Here is a 14,074-nt window from a genome sequence, read left to right on the forward strand (position 1 = left end):
TATGGCACACGATGACTCCCTGGGCGAGCTTGAATCGACCCTGAAGATGCATGCAACGCAACTTGTCGACAGCCTGGAAAAAGGCCGTTTTGGCGAAGCCGTACAACTCATTCACGAACTCAACCAGACCCGCGACCGTGGCCTGTATCAGGAAGTTGGCCGGCTGACGCGGGAATTGCACAACGCCATCGTCAATTTTCAGATCGATCCCGGTAATCCCCACGCTCAGGAAATCTCGCAGATCAGTGATGCTACTGAACGGCTCTCCTATGTAGTGACGATGACCGAGAAAGCGGCCAACCGCACCATGGATCTGGTCGAGCAGAGCGCGCCGCTGGTCAATGGCCTGGGTGACGAGGCGCAGAGTCTCAGCGCCGACTGGGGCAAGTTCATGCGCCGCGAGCTGGGCGCCGATGCCTTCCGCGAGTTGGCTAAACGTATCGAACTGTTCCTCGCTCACAGCGAGCGTGACAGCCAGAAGCTCTCCGGTTACCTGAACGACATTTTGCTGGCGCAGGACTATCAGGACCTGACCGGCCAAGTGATCAAGCGCGTGACGCAACTGGTCACCGAGGTTGAAGGAAATCTGCTGAAGCTGGTGTTGATGGCCAGCCATGTCGATCGGTTTGCTGGTATCCAGCATGACCACGAGGCGCTACGCGCCGAGCAAGAACAACAAAAAGAGCCTTCCCGGGGTGAAGGTCCGCAGATTCATGCCGATAAGCGTGAGGACGTCGCATCCAATCAGGACGATGTCGATGATCTGCTGTCCAGCCTGGGATTTTAAGGCTCTAACAGAGCCTTTGGAGCGCACCGATGAGCTTCGACGCCGATGAAGAAATCCTCCAGGACTTCCTGGTTGAGGCCGGCGAAATTCTTGAGTTGCTGTCCGAACAGCTGGTCGAGCTGGAAAGCCGACCGGATGATACGGATCTGCTCAATGCTATTTTCCGCGGTTTTCACACGGTCAAAGGGGGCGCAGGTTTCCTTCAGCTGAACGAGCTGGTGGAGTGCTGCCACATCGCGGAAAACGTCTTCGACATCCTGCGCAAGGGTGAGCGGCGAGTCACTGCCGAACTGATGGACGTGGTGCTGCAGGCTCTGGATGCGGTCAACGAGATGTTCAGCCAGGTGCGCGAGCGCACGACTGTCACTCCGGCTTCCCCCGAGTTGCTGGCAGCGCTGGCGCGCTTGGCTGACCCGCAAAGCGCGGATGAAGTCGCCGAGCCCGAAGCAGAACTGGAGCCCGAAGAGGCGCCAGTTGAGGTCGCTTCTGGTGACATCACCGATAGCGAGTTCGAGCAGTTGCTCGAAGCGATCAGTGAACCGGGTGAGCAGAGCGCGCCTCCCGTGGCAGCTTCCGGTGATGAAATCACCGATGACGAATTCGAGTCATTGCTCGATCAGTTGCACGGCAAGGGCAAGTTCGCCGAGCCTGTCGTAGCTGCGCCGGCTGCCGTTGCGGCAGCTCCGACCAAGGCCGGTGACGAGATCACCGATGACGAATTCGAGGCGCTGCTTGACCAGCTGCACGGCAAGGGCAAGTTCGTAGCGGCTGAGGAAGAACCCGCTCCTGTTGTTTCCAAAGCGCCGGCTAGCGCAGCAGCGGGCGACGACATCACCGATGACGAATTCGAGGCACTACTCGATCAGCTGCACGGCAAAGGCAAGTTCGATGAAACGGCCGCGGTGCCGGCCGCCGCGCCTGTCGCGGCGGTGAAAGCCGCGCCGCCGGCCACACCTGTTGCCGCAAAGCCTGCTGCCGCCAAGCCAGTCGCCAAACCTGCGGCCAAGGCCGAACCGGTAAAAGCTGCCGCACCACCACCTTCGCCAGCCCCCGCAGCAGACAAAGCCCCGCCAGCCGCCAGTGAAGCCGAGACCACGGTGCGGGTGGATACCGCGCGCCTGGATGAGATCATGAACATGGTCGGTGAGCTGGTGCTGGTGCGTAACCGTCTGGTGCGCCTGGGCCTGAACAGCGGCGACGAGGCCATGTCCAAGGCCGTTTCCAACCTCGATGTGGTGACTGCGGATCTGCAGACTGCGGTCATGAAGACCCGTATGCAGCCGATCAAGAAGGTCTTCGGCCGCTTCCCGCGCCTGGTTCGCGACCTGGCGCGCCAGCTCAAGAAAGAGATCAATCTGGAACTGATCGGTGAAGAAACCGATCTCGACAAAAACCTGGTCGAGGCCCTGGCCGATCCGCTGGTGCACTTGGTGCGCAACGCCGTCGACCATGGTATCGAGATGCCGGAAGAGCGCGAGAGTTCGGGCAAGGCGCGTGGTGGCCGAGTGGTGTTGTCGGCCGAGCAGGAAGGCGACCACATTCTGCTGTCGATCTCCGATGACGGCAAAGGCATGGATCCGGAGATTCTCCGCGCCAAGGCCGTCGAAAAGGGCCTGATGGACAAGGATGCCGCGGATCGTCTGAGCGAAACCGAGTGCTTCAATCTGATCTTCGCCCCGGGCTTCTCGACCAAGACCGAGATTTCCGATGTGTCCGGCCGTGGCGTGGGCATGGACGTGGTGAAAACCAAGATTTCCCAGCTCAACGGCATCATCAACGTGCACTCGGTCAAGGAGCAGGGCTCGAAGATCATCATCAAGGTGCCGCTGACCCTGGCGATCATGCCGACCCTGATGGTCATGCTTGGTAACCAGGCCTTTGCCTTCCCACTGGTCAACGTCAACGAGATTTTCCACCTCGACCTGTCGCGTACCAACGTGGTGGACGGTCAGGAAGTGGTGATCGTGCGCGACAAGGCCCTGCCGCTGTTCTATCTCAAGCGCTGGCTGGTGCGTGGCGCCAGCTACGAAGAGCAGCGTGAAGGTCATGTGGTGATACTTACGGTTGGCAGCCAGCGCATCGGCTTCGTGGTCGACCAGTTGGTCGGTCAGGAGGAAGTGGTGATCAAGCCACTGGGCAAGATGCTGCAGGGCACTCCTGGCATGTCCGGCGCGACTATTACCGGCGACGGGCGCATTGCCCTGATCCTCGACGTACCGAGTATGCTCAAGCGCTACGCGCGTCGTCTCTGATTGATTGCGGCCTGGCATCGCCAGTCGCTCAGGAGTGTTTATGGCTGTCAAGGTCCTGGTGGTGGACGATTCCGGCTTCTTCCGTCGCCGGGTATCGGAAATTCTCTCCGCCGACCCGAATATCCAGGTGGTCGGTACCGCGACCAATGGCCGCGAGGCGATCGATCAGGCGCTGGCATTGAAGCCGGACGTGATCACCATGGACTACGAGATGCCGATGATGGACGGCATCACGGCGGTACGAAACATCATGCAGCGCTGTCCGACGCCCGTATTGATGTTCTCCTCGCTGACCCACGAAGGCGCCCGGGTCACCCTGGATGCGCTGGATGCCGGCGCGGTGGATTTTCTGCCGAAGAACTTCGAAGACATCTCGCGTAACCCGGAGAAGGTCAAGGCGCTGCTGTGCGAGAAGGTTCATTCGATTGCCCGCAGTAACCGCCGTAATAGCGGCTACAGTTCGGCGCCCGTAGCGGCACCGGTTACGCCTGCCGCGACAGCCCGCAGTGCTGCACCCGCAGCGGCTCCGGCTGCACGGGCGGCGACTGCACACGCCGGCGCCACGGCATCTGCCGGGGGGAACTCGCCTGCCCCAAAGCGTAAGTCCTACAAGCTCGTGGCTATCGGTACGTCTACCGGTGGCCCGGTGGCCCTGCAGCGGGTGTTGACTCAGCTGCCGGCTAATTTCCCGTCGCCCATTGTGCTGATCCAGCACATGCCGGCTGCTTTCACCAAGGCATTCGCCGAACGGCTGGACAAGCTGTGCCGGATTTCCGTCAAGGAAGCCGAGGATGGCGACGTGCTGCGCCCCGGTCTCGCCCTGCTGGCGCCCGGTGGCAAGCAGATGATGGTTGATCCGCGTGGCACTGTGCGCATTCTGCCGGGCGATGAGCGTCTGAACTACAAACCCTGTGTCGACATCACTTTCGGCTCGGCCGCCAAGTCGTATAACGACAAGGTGTTGGCCGTGGTCCTCACCGGCATGGGCGCCGATGGCCGCGAAGGGGCACGTCTGCTCAAGCAGAGCGGCAGCCAGGTGTGGGCGCAGGACGAGGCCAGCTGTGTGATCTATGGCATGCCGATGGCCATCGTCAAAGCAGACCTCGCGGATGCGATCTACTCGCTCGAAGATATTGGCCGTCATCTGGCCGAGGCCTGCATCTGATGGATGTACTGAGTCTTGTTGGGATCATCCTGGCATTTGTCGCCATTATCGGTGGCAACTACCTGGAGGGTGGTCATCTAGGGGCTCTGCTGAATGGTCCCGCCGCGCTGATCGTGATTGGTGGCACCCTGGGCGCGGCGTTTCTGCAGGCGCCGGTCAGTGTGTTCAAGCGCGCGCTGGTCATCCTGCGCTGGATTCTCTTTCCCCCGCGGATCGATCTGGCCGGGGGTATCGCCAAGGTCGTCGGCTGGAGCATGACCGCGCGCAAGGAAGGGTTGCTCGGACTGGAGCCGATTGCCGACACCGAGACCGATCCTTATGCGCGCAAGGGCCTGCAGTTGCTGGTCGATGGCGCCGAGCCCGAAGCCATTCGCAGTATTCTCGAGGTCGATCTGTATACCCAGGAAGGCCGCGATATCCAGGCTGCCAAGGTCTACGAAAGCATGGGCGGGTATGCGCCGACCATTGGCATCATTGGGGCGGTGATGGGCCTGATCCATGTGATGGGCAACCTGGCTGACCCGAGCAAACTGGGTAGCGGTATCGCTGTTGCTTTCGTGGCCACTATCTATGGCGTGGCTTTCGCCAACCTGCTGCTGTTGCCGGTGGGCAACAAGCTCAAGGCCATTGCCGGCCGGCAGTCGTGTTATCGCGAAATGCTGCTGGAAGGCATTCTGTCCATTGCCGAGGGTGAGAATCCGCGCTCCATCGAGCTGAAGCTGCAAGGCTTCATGGACTGACAGGGGCAGGGGACCGACATGGCCCGGCGACGCAACCACGAAGAACATGAGAATCACGAACGCTGGCTGGTGTCCTACGCGGACTTCATCACCCTGCTGTTCGCCTTCTTTGTGGTGATGTACTCGATTTCTTCGATCAACGAAGGCAAGTACAAGGTGCTTTCGCAGAGCCTGGTCGGGGTGTTCAGTGAGCCGGAGCGGGCGATCAAGCCGATTCCCATCGGCGAGGAGAAACCGCGCACCACTGAACCCGATCGCTCGATGATCGAGGACAACCCGAACAGTTCATCGCCGCAGGCGAAAGATCCGCTGCAAGAGATCGCCAGCAGCGTGCGGGATGCATTCGGTGACCTGGTCAATGCCGAGCAGCTGACCGTGCGTGGCAATGAGTTGTGGATCGAGATCGAGCTGAATTCCAGCCTGCTGTTCCCCAGCGGCGATGCGGTGCCGAACGAGTTGGCCTTCACCCTGATCGACAAGGTGGCGAAGATCCTCGCGCCTTACGAGAACCCGATCCACGTCGAAGGCTTTACCGATAATCTGCCGATCAGTACGGCTGAGTACCCCAGCAACTGGGAACTGTCGACAGCGCGTGCGGCCAGCATCGTGCGCATGCTGGCGATGGATGGGGTTGATCCGGGGCGGCTGGCTGCGGTGGGTTATGGTGAGTTCCAGCCGGTGGCGGACAACGCCACCGCGGAGGGGCGCGCGCGTAACCGCCGCGTGGTGCTGGTGATCTCGCGTAATCTGGAGGTAAGGCGCAGTATCAGTGGAACAGGCAGTGCCAATGCCAAGCCCGATGCGGCGCTGCAACGGGCTGGCACGCAACCTGCACCGGTGACCCCGGTAGCGGTCCCTGCTGGGGATTCCGCCAATATTCCGACGCCTGCGCCATGAGGCGACAATCAGTTCTCGGTAAGGTAATGGCCGTGCCGGGAGGACGATGAAGATGAAAGTCTGGGCAGTAGCCAATCAAAAAGGTGGGGTCGGCAAGACCACCACATCCATCGCTCTGGCCGGCCTGCTGGCCGACGCCGGCAAGCGCGTGGTGATAGTCGACCTCGATCCGCATGGTTCGATGACCAGCTATTTCGGGCACGATCCGGACAGTCTGGAGCACAGCTGTTTCGACCTGTTCCAGCACCAGGGGGTTGTGCCTGAAGGCTTGCCGGCGCGCCTATTGCTGCCGACCAGCAACGAACGTATTTCACTGCTGCCCTCCAGCACGGCGCTGGCCACGCTTGAGCGGCAATCGCCGGGGCAGAGTGGTCTGGGGCTGGTTATTGCCAAGAGCCTGGCGCAGCTATGGAACCAGTTTGACCACGCGATCATCGACAGCCCGCCGTTGCTCGGCGTGCTGATGGTCAACGCGCTGGCAGCCAGCCAGCAGTTGGTGATTCCGGTACAGACCGAATTCCTCGCGGTGAAAGGCCTGGAGCGCATGGTCAGTACCCTGGCCATGATCAATCGCTCGCGCAAGCAGGCGTTGCCCTACACCATCGTGCCGACCCTGTTCGACCGCCGCACTCAGGCGTCGTTGAATACCCTGCGCGTGCTGCGCAATTCCTATCCGGAGCATCTGTGGCAGGCTTACGTGCCGGTTGATACGCGCTTGCGCGACGCTAGCCGTGCCGGGCAGACCCCTTCGCAGTTCGATGCCAACAGCCGTGGCGTGATTGCCTACCGTGCCTTGCTCAAGCATCTGCTGGCGGCATCGCCAGCAACCCAGGTAGCCTGAAATGCTGGCCTATGCTGAGGGTATCGGTTCAAGTCATGCAGTAGGCCGGCCGATAGGTTGTAGAACCCTTTTTTGTGGAAGTCCGTTATGAGTCGTACTGTTGCCACCGCCACCCGACCTCAGCAGGCCTTGCAATCCTATCTGGATGCCTTGCTGCAGGAAGCGGCTGCCGAGCTGGAGCAGAGCATCACTCTGGACGAATTCGAAGCGGCCGTTATCGAGGAGCAGGTGCGTGATGCGCGCCTGACGCCGCATCCGGTGCTTGCCGCTCCTGTCGAGCGGCCGCTGGCGCTAGCCGAAGCGCGTCCCCTGGTTTTGCCCACCATCGAGTTGCCGCCTGCCGTCAACGTGCCGGTAATTGAACCCGTCGCGCCGGTGATAGAGGCGCGGGTCGAGCAGCAGGAGCCGCAACTTCCGGTCGAGCCGGCCAAGTTCAGCGTCGATGGCCGACCGAGCTGGGCCGAGGAGCCCTTCGAATGCTTGTTGTTCGATGTCGCCGGCCTCACTCTGGCGGTGCCGCTGGTGTGCTTGGGCACCATCTACCCGCTGGCCAATGCCGAGCTGACCCCCTTGTTCGGTCAGCCCGACTGGTTTCTCGGCATATTGCCCAGCCAGGCCGGCAACCTGAAGGTGCTGGATACGGCGCGCTGGGTGATGCCCGAACGTTACCGTGACGACTTTCGCGATGGCCTGCAGTACGTGATTTCGGTCGAGGGCTACGAGTGGGGGCTGGCGGTGCATCAGGTCAGTCGCTCCATCCGCCTGGTGCCGGATGAGGTCAAGTGGCGCAGTCAGCGTAGCCAGCGGCCCTGGTTGGCCGGCACGGTGATCGAACACATGTGCGCGCTGCTGGATGTGTCTGTCCTGGCCGAGTTGATCGCCAGTGGTGCGACGCGCAAGCAGGCATCCGCCAAGCGCCATTAATTTGCTCGGCCCCGCCTGGCGCGGGGCTCTATAGTAATGACAGCGACAGTAATGACAGCGGGGTGCACCCGCGTATGCCGCCCAACGTGGTTTTAGACGAGGCTAGGGAAATGAAGAAAACGTCTGCGCAAGGTACTGAAGATCCCATTCTGCAGTGGGTAACCTTCCGCCTGGATAACGAGACCTACGGCATCAACGTGATGCAGGTCCAGGAAGTGTTGCGCTACACCGAAATCGCCCCGGTGCCGGGTGCTCCTGCCTATGTGCTGGGCATCATCAACCTGCGTGGCAATGTGGTGACGGTTATCGACACCCGCCAGCGCTTTGGCCTCGACTCGGCGGAAGTTACCGATAACACCCGCATCGTGATCATCGAGGCGGACAAACAAGTGGTCGGCATCCTCGTCGACAGCGTGGCGGAAGTGGTCTATCTGCGTCAGTCCGAGGTGGAAACCGCGCCGAACGTGGGCAACGACGAGTCCGCCAAGTTCATCCAGGGCGTCTGCAACAAGAACGGCGAGCTGCTGATCCTGGTCGAACTGGACAAGATGATGTCCGAAGAAGAATGGTCCGAGTTGGAGAGCTTCTGATCCATGCTGGAGATCGCGGTGGCCGTGCTTGGCCTGTTCTGTGTACTGCTCGCAGGCACCTGCTTCTGGCTGGTGATGACCCTGCGCCAGCAGGCACAGCTGCAGAGTGAGCGCGACACCGTGCGTGACCAGCGCCTGCGCGAACTGAGCCGGCGCCTGGATACCTACCTGACCGGCAGTATTCGCATGGGCGAAGAGCTGCATGAACTGCGTCGGGTGGTGGCGCCGCTGCCGGACAAGCTCAACCAGATGGAGCAGCGCGATCCTTCCAGTCTGTCCTTCACCCAGGCTGCGCGCCTGGCTGGCATGGGCGCCAGCGTCGATGACCTGACCCATTCCTGTGGCCTGACCAAGGCCGAAGCCGAGCTGGTCAGCAAGCTGCAGCTGGCGCAGAAACAGCGCTCCTGAATTCTTAGAACCTGTCTACGATCTCCTGGCTGTCGGCCATCCTGCGTTAAAAATGGCCTCGGAATGCTCATTTACAACTCGTAAACTCCGCTTCCTCGGCGTTTTGACCAGCCGGAGGCTGTTACTGACGTAGCGCCTTGTCTGGCTCTAATCCAGAAGATCGTAAACAGGTTCTTACTCCCTCCTGCTCTTAGCCCTTCGCTAGCTTGCGCGAATGGTTCCAAGCCGCCGATGACCGTCCACCTAAGCTGAAACTCAGGGTCTTGCCTTCCCGTGGAGGTCTGCCATGCGTTGCAGTCTGCTGTTGTTATGCCTGTTGCTGGTCTGGCGCGTGGAAGCCGCCGAGGCGCCGCTGGAGGTCAAGGGCGCGACCACGGTGAATGCCATCCAGGCTCGCCAGCTGTATGAATTCGGTGTGCTGTTCATCGATGTGCGCCCCGCGCGCGAGTGGGCGTGGGGGCATGTACACGGCGCCTTGCATCTGGACCTGCATGGCCGTTTTGCCGATCTGGCCGAGCCGACCTGGCCGCGCAGCATGCCGATCGTGCTGTATTGCGACAGTGAGGTCTGCCCGCACAGCGCGGAAGCGGCACAGCGCGCCGTAGGTTGGGGCTTCCAGCAGGTGTATTACTTCCGCTCCGGCTATTTCGCCTGGCAACTGCTGGACTTTCCGCTGGGCAAAGGCAGTGAGAACGAGATGTTCGCGTTTATTCTTGAGGGGCGCTGAGCAGCGGCAGTGGCGGGGTTACGTCGCGCTCCTCGTCGAAGCCGGGCGGGCACTTGCCCTTGAGGTACCAGGCGAAGGCGATGATCTCGGCGATGCTGCGATAGAGCGGCTCGGGAATCGCGTCGCCCAGCTCCATGCGCGCCAGCAGGCGCACCAATTCGGCATTCTCGTAGATCGGGACTTCGTATTCGCGGGCGATGGCCAGAATGGCTTCGGCCAGCTCGTCGTCGCCCTTGGCGGTCAGGCTTGGGGCGCTGCTGCCGTCATAGGACAGGGCGATGGCCTGGCGCGGCGCTTTCTGCTTCATGCGGTTTCATCCACCCAGCGTTGTTCCACATGGGTCTTCGGCCCTTGTGGCGGCATGCCCTGACGACAGGCCAACTCGCCTACCTCCAGTCCTGCAGCCAGCAGACGCTCGCGCAGATGACCGAGTTCGTGGTCGATCAGCTCGGCGGTATGCGAGCGTTCGGCCCATAGCTGGCTGGACAGGCTGCCGCGAATCAGCTGCGCCTGGACCTGCAGCGGTCCCAGCGGCTCCAGGTCGAAGGCCAGGTCGACCCGCCAGAGCACCTCTTTCTGCTCCTTCTTGCTGGCGTTGTTCTGCTCTTCACGCTGCAGTTTGATCTGCAGCGGCACGATGTCTTGCTGATTACGCATTGGCAGCTCCAGCTGCCAGGTGGTCAGCAGATTGCCTTCGGCCGTTACCTGACTCTGCGCCAGGCTCGACAGTTGGTGGGTCTGCAGGCGCGATACGGCGGCGGCGGCCAGCTTCAGCAGGGCTTCCAGATCGGCCTCGCCCTCCATCGACTGCAGCAGGCGCGAGGGCAGGGGGAAGCTCAGGCCCTGCTGGCGCAAATTGGCCTGGCCTAGGCTGCCCAGGGCATTGCGCACCAGGGCCGGAAGCGCCTGAGCCAGTGCGGTGGCGGTGCTGACTGCACCGAGAGTACCTGGTAGCGCCGGGGCCGTTGGCAGATTGGGCAGCAGTTGCGCGACCAGGCGCAGCAGGTTGGCCTTGAGATCCTGCGGCAGGTTGCTGGTCTGGCCGCCGAGCAGTTTCGCCTCGAGGAACACACCGCTGTTTTCCAGGGCCTGGGCCAAGCCCTTGGGTGTGCTCAGCTGGCCAGCCTCTGGCAGCAGGCCGAGCAGCTTGTCGACGCTGGCACGCAGGTTTTCCGGCAGGGCGCTTTGCTGGCTCAGGGCCTGCAGGCCTTTGAAAAGGCCCTCTAAGGAGCCCTGGCGCCCCTGCTGGGTGGCCAGTTGTTGACCCAGTACCAACTGGTCGAGGCGACCACTCAGGGGCAGGAAGTTGAGTGCCTGGCTGCCCTGTACCTGGGCCGTCAGCAAGCTGCCGATGGGCAAGGGCAGCGGGGTTTCCACGCTGAGTTTGCTGCCGGCCAGCGGTGTGTTGAGCAGACTGACCAGTACCTTGTAGATAACCTGCTGGGCTTTGGCCTGTACCAGCTGTTCGCGGGCCTCGACCTTGCCTTGCAGCAGGGTGCCGATGGGTAGTTCCTGCAGGTCCAGGCTGTTCAGCACCTTGCTGTTGCCGGTTTGCAGGGCCAGCAACAGGCGAGTATCCGACAGGGCGGTTACTGCCAGCGCCGTGCCTTGATTCAAGGGGCGCGAGCTGCTGGCTTCCACCGTGGTCTGTTTGCCGTTGTCCAGGGTCAGCTTGAGCACCAGTTGAAAGCTTTGCGCGACTTCCTTGAGCGCCACCACCTCGGCTTTGGCCGTCTGCCCGGCTGCGAGCAGGCCTTCCAGGGGCTGCAGCAGCTTGACTGCCAGGTCGGCAGCAGGCTGCGCCGGGCGCGTTGGCGGCGGTACTGGCGGAAGTGGGCGAGGGCTGGTGATTTCTGCCATTGCCGGGTTACACCCTGTCGAAAAAGCCGGCTTCGAGGGCGGAGCCCGGCATGTATAATGCCGCCCCGTTCGGGCCGGCTGTGCAGTTATCTTGCGTCAGTATAGCGGCCTGAATATTGCCGACTTGAACCCCTGATGGGTAGCCATGCCTTGACCAGCCTGCATCTAGAAGCCCAAGCCCTTGCCTGCGAGCGGGATTGGCGCCTGCTCTTCGAGGGGTTGGACCTGCACCTGTCCGGCGGCACCCTGCTGCAGGTCAGCGGCCCCAATGGCAGCGGCAAGACCAGCCTGCTGCGTTTGCTGGCCGGTCTTATGCAGCCCACGGCGGGGGCGGTTCTGCTCAATGGCAAGGCCCTGGCCAAACAGCATGGCGAACTGGGCCGCAGCCTGGTGTGGATTGGCCACGCGGCGGGGATCAAAGGCCTACTGACTGCCGAAGAAAACCTGGCCTGGCTGTGCGCCCTGCATTGCCCGGCCGAGCGCGAGGCGATCTGGCAGGCGCTGGCCGCCGTCGGCCTGCGCGGCTTCGAAGACGTACCCTGTCACACGCTATCGGCCGGCCAGCAGCGCCGCGTGGCCCTGGCCCGCCTGTACCTCGATGCACCGCCGCTGTGGATTCTCGATGAGCCCTTCACTGCCCTCGACAAGCAGGGTGTGGCCCAGCTGGAGAGCCATCTGGCCCGGCACTGCGAGCAGGGCGGCATCGTCGTGCTGACCACTCACCACACGCTCGCCGAGAAGCCCTCCGGCTACCGCGAGCTTGAGCTTGGCAGGCCGGCAGCATGAGCAGTGTGTTCCTGCAATTGGTCGCCCGCGAGGCACGCCTGCTGTTCCGTCGTCCGGCGGAGCTGGCTAATCCTTTGGTGTTTTTCGCCATCGTCATTGCCTTGTTTCCGTTGGCCGTTGGTCCGGAGCCTCAATTGTTGCGAACCCTTTCGCCCGGATTGGTCTGGGTCGCGGCGCTGCTGGCCGTGCTGCTCTCGCTGGATGGCCTGTTTCGCAGCGATTTCGAAGACGGTTCTTTGGAACAGTGGGTCCTTTCGTCGCACCCCCTGCCTCTTCTGGTGTTGGCCAAGGTGCTGGCACACTGGGCTTTCTCTGGATTAGCGCTGGTCATCTTGTCGCCGTTGCTGGCGTTGATGCTGGGCTTGCCGTCGCACTGTGTGCCGGTGCTGCTGCTGGCGTTGCTGCTCGGCACCCCCGTGCTCAGCCTGCTCGGTGCGGTGGGTGCAGCCCTGACCGTCGGCCTCAAACGCGGCGGTTTGCTCCTGGCACTGTTGATTCTGCCGCTGTACATCCCGGTGCTGATTCTCGGCAGCGGGGCGTTGCAGGCGGCCCTGCAAGGATTGCCGGCAGCCGGTCACCTGTTGTGGCTGGCCAGCCTGACTGCCCTGGCGGTCACCCTGACACCCTTTGCAATTGCCGCTGGCCTGAAGATCAGCGTTGGCGAATAACTACAGAGTTACCGTGAAGATGAATTGGACCTGGTTTCATAAGTGGGGCTCGCCAAAGTACTTCTATGAAAGAAGCGGGCGCTGGCTACCCTGGCTGACCGCGGCGGCTATGGTCCTGCTGGTCGTGGGCTTAGTTTGGGGAATAGTTTTTTCACCCATTGAATCGAATCAGGGGCAAGGGAACTCGTTCCGGATCATTTACATCCACGTGCCGGCAGCATTTCTGGCCCAGTCCTGCTACTTGCTAATGGCTGCGGCGGGGGCGGTTAGTCTTATTTGGAAGATTAAGCTGGCGGATGTAGCCCTGCAGCAGGCTGCCCCGATTGGCGCATGGATGGCTTTTATCGCTCTCGTGACCGGCGCTCTCTGGGGTAAGCCAACCTGGGGTACCTACTGGGTTTGGGATGGTCGTCTGACTTCGATGCTGATCCTGCAGTTCCTCTATTTCGGCGTCATTTCCCTCGGTGCTGCTATCACCAATCGTGACAGTGCGGCCAAGGCGTGTGCTGTGCTGGCACTAGTCGGCTCGGTGAATATTCCCATCATCAAACTATCGGTTTACATGTGGAGCACGCTGCATCAGGAACCCACGATCACCCTTACCGCAGCGCCAAAGATGCTGGTGGAACACTTGGTGCCGTTGCTGGTGATGGTCGCCGCTGTTTATTGTTTTTTCGCAGCGGTGCTTTTTTATCGCATGCGAACGGAAGTACTGAAGCGGGAAGCTCGTAGCAGTTGGGTCAAGGCTGAAGTCGAGCGGATGATTGGGGTGAAATGATGGATGCGTTCTTTACAGCCTTTACCACCTTCACGTCACTTTCCGACTTCTTGTCCATGGGTAAACACGGTGTGTTTGTCTGGGCATCCTACGGTCTGAGCGTCGCCGTTATTCTCATCAACGTCGCCTTGCCGATCCTGGCCCGGCGCCGTTACCTGCAAGACGAGGCGCGCCGTTTGCGCCGGGAGAAACAACAGTGAACGCGGTCCGCAAGAAACGTCTGTATATCGTCCTCGCCATCCTGATCGGCGCCGGCATCGCTGTGGCGCTGGCCCTGATGGCGCTGAGCCAGAACATCAACCTGTTCTATACGCCGACCCAGATCGCCAGTGGCGAGGCGCCGGTCGATACCCGTATCCGTGCCGGCGGCATGGTGGCCGAGGGTTCGCTGAAACGCAGCGGCGATTCACTGGACGTGGAATTCGTGGTTACCGACTTCGCCAAGAACGTCACTATCCGTTATCGCGGCATCCTTCCGGACCTGTTCCGCGAAGGGCAGGGCATCGTTGCCCTGGGCAAGCTGAATGCCGATGGCGTACTGATCGCCGATGAAGTGCTGGCCAAGCACGACGAGAACTACATGCCGCCGGAAGTGACCAAGGCCCTGAAAGACAGCGGTCAGCTGCAGCCCGGCAAGAGCGAGGGCTGAGC

At 61.7% G+C, this 14,074-nt stretch carries 17 protein-coding genes; 15 read left to right on the top strand and 2 right to left on the bottom strand.

Features of this window, described 5'->3' with window-relative positions; translation table 11 throughout:
• The first annotated feature begins 1 nt into the window (after position 1).
• The 10 genes from HNE05_RS09215 (at position 2) to HNE05_RS09260 (ending at position 9,331) form a co-directional block, all read left to right on the top strand.
• Positions 2-787 (top strand): protein phosphatase CheZ, encoded by a 786-nt coding sequence (locus tag HNE05_RS09215; protein WP_173211640.1) that lies wholly within the window; start codon positions 2-4, stop codon positions 785-787.
• A gap of 29 nt (positions 788-816) precedes the next feature.
• Positions 817-3,039, top strand: coding sequence for a chemotaxis protein CheA (locus HNE05_RS09220; RefSeq protein ID WP_173205985.1), 2,223 nt, complete (start codon positions 817-819; stop codon positions 3,037-3,039).
• Positions 3,040-3,079: 40 nt separating this feature from the next.
• Positions 3,080-4,204 carry a protein-glutamate methylesterase/protein-glutamine glutaminase gene (locus HNE05_RS09225; RefSeq protein ID WP_173205988.1) on the top strand — a complete coding sequence of 375 codons (1,125 nt, stop codon included), beginning with the start codon at positions 3,080-3,082 and terminating at the stop codon, positions 4,202-4,204.
• Positions 4,204-4,944, top strand: coding sequence for a flagellar motor protein (locus HNE05_RS09230; RefSeq protein WP_173205991.1), 741 nt, complete (start codon positions 4,204-4,206; stop codon positions 4,942-4,944). The genes HNE05_RS09225 and HNE05_RS09230 overlap by 1 nt, the downstream gene beginning before the upstream one ends.
• Positions 4,945-4,962: 18 nt before the next feature.
• Positions 4,963-5,841 carry a flagellar motor protein MotD gene (gene motD / locus HNE05_RS09235; RefSeq protein WP_173205993.1) on the top strand — a complete coding sequence of 293 codons (879 nt, stop codon included), beginning with the start codon at positions 4,963-4,965 and terminating at the stop codon, positions 5,839-5,841.
• A 52-nt stretch (positions 5,842-5,893) separates the two neighbouring features.
• Positions 5,894-6,682: a ParA family protein gene (locus HNE05_RS09240; RefSeq protein ID WP_173205996.1), complete on the top strand. Its 789-nt coding sequence runs from the start codon at positions 5,894-5,896 to the stop codon at positions 6,680-6,682.
• 87 nt (positions 6,683-6,769) lie between these two features.
• On the top strand, positions 6,770-7,606 hold the full coding sequence (locus tag HNE05_RS09245) for a CheW domain-containing protein (protein ID WP_173205999.1): 837 nt from the start codon (positions 6,770-6,772) through the stop codon (positions 7,604-7,606).
• A 110-nt stretch (positions 7,607-7,716) separates the two neighbouring features.
• Positions 7,717-8,196, top strand: coding sequence for a chemotaxis protein CheW (locus HNE05_RS09250; protein WP_173206002.1), 480 nt, complete (start codon positions 7,717-7,719; stop codon positions 8,194-8,196).
• Between the two features lie 3 nt (positions 8,197-8,199).
• Positions 8,200-8,604, top strand: a complete 405-nt coding sequence (locus HNE05_RS09255; RefSeq protein ID WP_173206005.1) for a DUF2802 domain-containing protein — start codon at positions 8,200-8,202, stop codon at positions 8,602-8,604.
• A 286-nt stretch (positions 8,605-8,890) separates the two neighbouring features.
• Positions 8,891-9,331, top strand: a complete 441-nt coding sequence (locus tag HNE05_RS09260) for a rhodanese-like domain-containing protein (RefSeq protein ID WP_173206008.1) — start codon at positions 8,891-8,893, stop codon at positions 9,329-9,331.
• Here the strand turns inward: HNE05_RS09260 and HNE05_RS09265 are convergent.
• Together HNE05_RS09265 and fliK are read right to left on the bottom strand one after the other, a co-directional pair.
• Positions 9,312-9,638, bottom strand: a complete 327-nt coding sequence (locus HNE05_RS09265; protein ID WP_173206009.1) for an EscU/YscU/HrcU family type III secretion system export apparatus switch protein — start codon at positions 9,636-9,638, stop codon at positions 9,312-9,314. The two genes, HNE05_RS09260 and HNE05_RS09265, sit on opposite strands and share 20 nt — an antisense overlap.
• On the bottom strand, positions 9,635-11,191 hold the full coding sequence (gene fliK / locus HNE05_RS09270) for a flagellar hook-length control protein FliK (protein WP_173206011.1): 1,557 nt from the start codon (positions 11,189-11,191) through the stop codon (positions 9,635-9,637). The genes HNE05_RS09265 and fliK overlap by 4 nt, the downstream gene beginning before the upstream one ends.
• Before the next feature lie 150 nt (positions 11,192-11,341).
• On the opposite strand from fliK, the gene ccmA reads away from it, so the two are divergent.
• From ccmA to ccmE, 5 genes are read left to right on the top strand one after another with little or no spacing between them, the layout of a single operon-like run.
• The gene (gene ccmA / locus HNE05_RS09275) at positions 11,342-11,977 is read left to right on the top strand and encodes a cytochrome c biogenesis heme-transporting ATPase CcmA (protein ID WP_420827006.1); all 636 of its coding nucleotides are present in this window, start codon (positions 11,342-11,344) and stop codon (positions 11,975-11,977) included.
• Positions 11,974-12,645 (top strand): heme exporter protein CcmB, encoded by a 672-nt coding sequence (ccmB, locus tag HNE05_RS09280; RefSeq protein WP_173206015.1) that lies wholly within the window; start codon positions 11,974-11,976, stop codon positions 12,643-12,645. Before ccmA ends, ccmB begins: the two co-directional genes overlap by 4 nt.
• Positions 12,646-12,664: 19 nt before the next feature.
• On the top strand, positions 12,665-13,423 hold the full coding sequence (locus HNE05_RS09285) for a heme ABC transporter permease (protein WP_173211641.1): 759 nt from the start codon (positions 12,665-12,667) through the stop codon (positions 13,421-13,423).
• Entirely contained in the window at positions 13,423-13,623 is a 201-nt protein-coding gene (gene ccmD, locus HNE05_RS09290; protein WP_173211642.1) for a heme exporter protein CcmD, read from the top strand. Before HNE05_RS09285 ends, ccmD begins: the two co-directional genes overlap by 1 nt.
• A complete protein-coding gene (gene ccmE / locus HNE05_RS09295; RefSeq protein WP_173206017.1) occupies positions 13,620-14,072 on the top strand; it encodes a cytochrome c maturation protein CcmE in 453 nt (150 codons plus the stop codon). The genes ccmD and ccmE overlap by 4 nt, the downstream gene beginning before the upstream one ends.
• Positions 14,073-14,074 lie beyond the last annotated feature (2 nt).

This window comes from Pseudomonas campi (assembly GCF_013200955.2).
Classification (GTDB): Bacteria; Pseudomonadota; Gammaproteobacteria; order Pseudomonadales; family Pseudomonadaceae; genus Aquipseudomonas; species Aquipseudomonas campi.